This window comes from candidate division WOR-3 bacterium, from assembly GCA_016867815.1.
Taxonomy (GTDB): Bacteria; Hydrothermota; Tepidihabitantia; order Tepidihabitantales; family Tepidihabitantaceae; genus UBA2258.
In genome coordinates, this window is the sequence record VGIR01000152.1 from 1 (window position 1) to 4530 (window position 4530).

A 4530-nucleotide genomic window follows, 5' to 3' on the forward strand; every position below is an offset into this window, starting at 1 on the left:
GAAGCGCTGGCGCCCTGGCGAGATGCGCTGGCGCTGGTGTGTAGCTGGGCTGCTACATGCCGAGCAGCACTTCCGGTGCGTAGATGGCTACCGGCACATCCCCGCATTGCTGAGTGCACTGGAACGGTCCGCGTCACCGAAAGAAATTGACGCAACAGAGAGAGTTGCCTAAAGTGATGTGGGAGCCGCTAGGAATTTCAACTAACCGAGGGACATGCTCCGGATGTTGCCGTGCCACGTCTGGGCCACGAGCAGCGCCACGGCGTCATCGGTCAGGCTTTTCTGCGGCACGCCGTGCTCGGCGCTGGCCTGTTCGATGAAGTAGGCAGCTAGCAAGGGTATGTCCTCCTTGCGCTCGCGCAGGGGCGGGACCCTGATAGCGACCACACTAAGACGGTAGTAGAGGTCCTCGCGGAACGACCTGTGCTGTATCGCCTCGCCCAGGTCCTTGTTGGTGGCAGCGATGACACGGACGTCAATCTCGCGGGTTGAGGTCCCGCCCACGTGCTGAATCTCACCGTCCTGCAGGAAGCGGAGTAGTTTGGCCTGTGCCGCGAGGCTCAAGTCTCCGACTTCGTCGAGCAAGACTGTCCCTTTGTCTGCGAGTTCCAGCTTGCCGGGCTTCTGTGCGACAGCGCCGGTGAACGCGCCCCTCTCGTGGCCGAACAACTCGCTTTCTATCAACTCATGGGGGATTGCTGCGCAGTTGAGCCTGATGAACTGGCCGCCCGCCACTGCGCTCTTCTGATGGATTGCGCGGGCAACAAGGTCTTTTCCGGTGCCGTTCTCTCCCACAATCAGTACGCTGGCCTTTGAAGGTGCAACGCGGTCTATCATCTCGTATAGTCGCTGCATCTGTGCGGAAGTGCCGACCATCTGGTAGCGGGCAAGCGTCTCGGCACGCAGCATCTCAACTTCTCTGCGTAGCGCGTCCTGCTCCAAGGCGTTCTTGATGACGACAGCGACGCGGTTGACGTCAGGCGGCTTCTCGACGAAGTCGTACGCGCCTCGCTTGGTGGCTTCCACTGCCAGCTTGATGGTGCCGAATCCCGATATCATCACTACCGGCAGGGCAGGCTTGCGTTTCTTGACTTCCTCGAGCACGGTCAGGCCATCTATGTCCGGCAACTGATAGTCGAGCAGGACCAGGCTCAAGTCGTTCTCATCTAAGCGCTCCAGCGCCTCGGTTCCGTCCGCCGCCGACACGACTTTGTACTCTAGCTCGGACAGCATTTCGTCGAGCAGAGCTCGGACCTTGGCGTCGTCGTCAACGACAAGTATACGTTGCTTCATCGCCATAGGCTATGCACCCTCCGTGCCCGCTACAGGCAGCACTATGGTCACCGTTGTCCCCTCACCTTCTTTGCTCTCCAGGGCAATGGCACCCTTGTGGTCCTCGACTATGCGTTTGGTGATGGCTAGGCCAAGACCAGTCCCGCCGGGTTTGAGGGTGAAGTAGGGTTCGAATACTCTGCCAAGGTACCGCTCAGGAATGCCCTTCCCCGTGTCGCGGAACACTACGGCTATCCGGTTTCCGTCGTCCGACAGTGAACTGCTGACGGTGAGCGTTCCTGCGTCGTCCATCGCGCTGATAGAGTTCTCGATGATGTTGGAGAAGGCCACGGCCATCTGGTCGCGGTCTAGCCCTATCGGCGGCAAGCCGACCGCCAAGTCCACCACCACTGCAATGCCTTCCGGCAGGACAGCATCGAACTTCCCGATAGCGTTTCGCACGACATCGTTCACCTCCAATGGATGGAGCTGCGGTGGCTCGATCTTTGTTAACCGCATGAACCCATCGGCCATTTTCTTCAGTCGGTCGATGTCATCCTTCATGCTGTCAACGTTGCGCTGCGAGTCCGGCCCTGCGGTCTTCTCTAACCTTTGCAGCGTAAGACTTATCGCGGTGAGGGGATTCTTGATGTCGTGGGCGAGTTTCTGGGCTACTGGCACCCACGCAGAAACGCGCTTCAGGTATTCGACCGCCGAGATGTCTTCCAGCGTCAGCATCACGCCCGACCTAACGCGCGCGGCCCTTGCCAATACTGCCTTGCCATCGGGCAGCACAACTGGCAGTTCTCTTGGCAATGACCCGGCTGGTTCGGCCAGAGCTGCTGTTACCATCCGTGCCAGCGGCCCAGCCGGAAGTGTGTCGCCGCCCAGCAGTTCGCGCGCCTTCGGGTTCGAGCGCCGCACTCGTCCCCGGTGGTCGAGATCCACGATTCCTGCTTGGCCGGTAAGCCCACGGACAACGGCTCGGATGTCGCTGGTCTGACGGTAGCGGAAGTAGACCATACTGGTGGCAAGTACGAGCAGTAGTAGCACGAATGCCGGAAGCACTAGCCCCAGCGTGACTCCTCGGTTAAGGAAGGGCACTACTCGCATCTCATGCAGACTCCAGTTTGGCGTCATGCGGGCCCCGGCCAGTAGCCGGTCGTGGCCACCATGACGGGCAGTGCGCAGTAGCTGCGTCCCACCCACCCCTACCTCGGCCAGTCTTCTGAGGCGCGAGTCCATGATCACGATCATCGAGGAACCCGTGCTCACCGCTAGCTCCTGGCCGCGCCCTCCCGTGAAGCGCCCCGCTCGCATGTCCACAATCCCCTTGGCGAGACCGGTGACACGGGTTTTCGCAACGAGCTTCAAACTGGAGTCATAGGCCCTGATGGTATCGTCGGTCCCAGCGGTGACCACCAGTGAACCCAGGCGTTCGTCGTCCACCATCTCAAACGCAGTGTTGAACCGCCCGGAGCTGGTTCCACGCAGCCTGCGACCGTCGGTCGGGTCGAGCAGCCAGATACTGTCGCTTTTCCGATTCTCTACCGAGTTGCCCACCTCGCACGCGACTAGAAACGATGAACTCCCTCGGAGACGTCTGCCCGGCGCGACCACGACTTCTGATGAGTAGTGTCCCAACCTCTGGATCCATACCGGCTTCAGGCTGTCGTTCAGGGCGATTGCATAGGTGAACGAGTCTGAGAGGCCGTTTGCGTCGTTGCCATTCGCCGGCGCCCAAGAGCCGAATACAATCTCGTCGCGCCCGTCGTTGTTGATATCGCTCAACGTGAACGCGGTCGGCCCCGGTCCGCAATCGAAACGACCGACCTCCCTACCGGTCTGCCAATCCAAGGCGATGAGACCCCGCGGTGCTCGGTCCCAGCCGCTACCAACGCGCACGATGGCCTCGGCTCGGCCGTCTGCATCGAGGTCGGCAACCGCGACTTGGCCGATTCCTCCATCCCATCCGGGCGTTGCGCGATCCACGTCGAGGCCCGTCGTCACGAACGTCGCTATCCGGTTGTACAGGTCGTACAGGAACAGCGAGTCGCTCCGCTTCAGCGAAACCCACATGTGCAAGCTGTCAGTAGCGCCTGCTACGGTGCCATGGCTGCCGAATGTCCCTGCCGGGAAGGCAGCAGTGCTACCGATGGCGAGCAACGACTGGTCTCGAGGCTCAACCGTGGCGCTGTCCACCACAAGCAGTTCGTCCGAGGAGTCCCCGGTGACGTTCGCCGGCCACATGTCCAATGCAGATGTTTGCCACCTAAGAGTGACTTCGATTGGTGGTGGCACGCCGCAGCCGAACAGCAAGAGCGCGACCGTTAGCAGACATCGGCGCATCCTAGGCGAATGGTAGCCGGAAAGGCCAGTTCAGTCAATGCCGGGGCAAACCCAGTGGTTTGGCCGAACGGCGGCTGAGCCGAGCCGCGCTGGTTGGCGTGGTCCGGGCCGGCCAGCCGCTCGTATGCGGCGTCTACTCAATCAACCGAAGCTAGCCTTGGGCGGCGACTGAGGACTAGACAGTCCGCATAGGTTGCGGTACGATTGAGCAATGGCTGAACCGCTGAGCTGGACGATACACCGGGCGAAGGAAAACCCAACCAAGACGGTTGTGGCATCGGTTTTCATCTTGGCGTTTGTCGCATTCAGCTGGGTCGTGTTTGGACCGATGCTGGCAGGCCTGGCCGTGGTCGTGATGTTCCTGGCGTTGAATACGTACTTTCTGCCCATAACCTGCACTTTCACCGAAAAGGGCATCGAGGTGGACAAGCGGTTCTTCACCGCCCGCTATGAGTGGAAGCAGTTCCGTCGCTGGTTCCGCACGTCGGGCGGTATCGTCATCAGCCCGTTTTCGCGGAAGAACTACCTCGATAACTTCCGCGGCGTGCATCTGCTGCTGCCCGTAGGCGAACGCCAGACGCCGAACGCCAAACGCCGAAAGGAGGGCACGGTCAGGCGAGAGAACGCCGGGGAACGCGATACGCATGACGCAAGACGCATGACGCCGGAACCGGTGCGGACGGAGGATATCATCGCGTACCTGGAGAAGCGGTTTGCGCCGCCACCGCCGGACGAGCGGCTTCGGCTTGATGATGAGCCAAGCTGAGATGTAGTCAAAGTGCGGAATGCAAACTGCAAAATGCAGATTGACTGAAAGGAATGCGAAGGGGCGAGCAAGGACGGGAGTTCGAATACGGAAGGCAGAGTGCGGAAGTGAGGACTGGAGAAACCGCCAAGATCGCCAAGGTC

Annotated in this window: 3 protein-coding genes; 1 reads left to right on the forward strand and 2 read right to left on the reverse strand. The window is 60.7% G+C overall.

What is annotated here, in order from left to right; translation table 11 throughout:
• Window positions 1–201: 201 nt before the first annotated feature.
• Both FJY68_13560 and FJY68_13565 read right to left on the reverse strand, forming a co-directional pair.
• Window positions 202–1299 carry a sigma-54-dependent Fis family transcriptional regulator gene (locus FJY68_13560; protein ID MBM3332852.1) on the reverse strand — a complete coding sequence of 366 codons (1098 nt, stop codon included), beginning with the start codon at window positions 1297–1299 and terminating at the stop codon, window positions 202–204.
• 3 nt (window positions 1300–1302) lie between these two features.
• Window positions 1303–3621 carry a hypothetical protein gene (locus tag FJY68_13565; GenBank protein MBM3332853.1) on the reverse strand — a complete coding sequence of 773 codons (2319 nt, stop codon included), beginning with the start codon at window positions 3619–3621 and terminating at the stop codon, window positions 1303–1305.
• A gap of 211 nt (window positions 3622–3832) precedes the next feature.
• Between FJY68_13565 and FJY68_13570 the strand changes: the two genes are divergently transcribed.
• The gene (locus FJY68_13570; protein ID MBM3332854.1) at window positions 3833–4387 is read left to right on the forward strand and encodes a YcxB family protein; all 555 of its coding nucleotides are present in this window, start codon (window positions 3833–3835) and stop codon (window positions 4385–4387) included.
• Window positions 4388–4530: the final 143 nt, after the last annotated feature.

Coding starts and splice junctions, on each gene's coding strand:
- FJY68_13560 (MBM3332852.1), bottom strand. CDS start 1,299: ATGGCGATGAAGCAACGTATACTTGTCGTTGACGACGACGCCAAGGTC.
- FJY68_13570 (MBM3332854.1), top strand. CDS start 3,833: ATGGCTGAACCGCTGAGCTGGACGATACACCGGGCGAAGGAAAACCCA.
- FJY68_13565 (MBM3332853.1), bottom strand. CDS start 3,621: ATGCGCCGATGTCTGCTAACGGTCGCGCTCTTGCTGTTCGGCTGCGGC.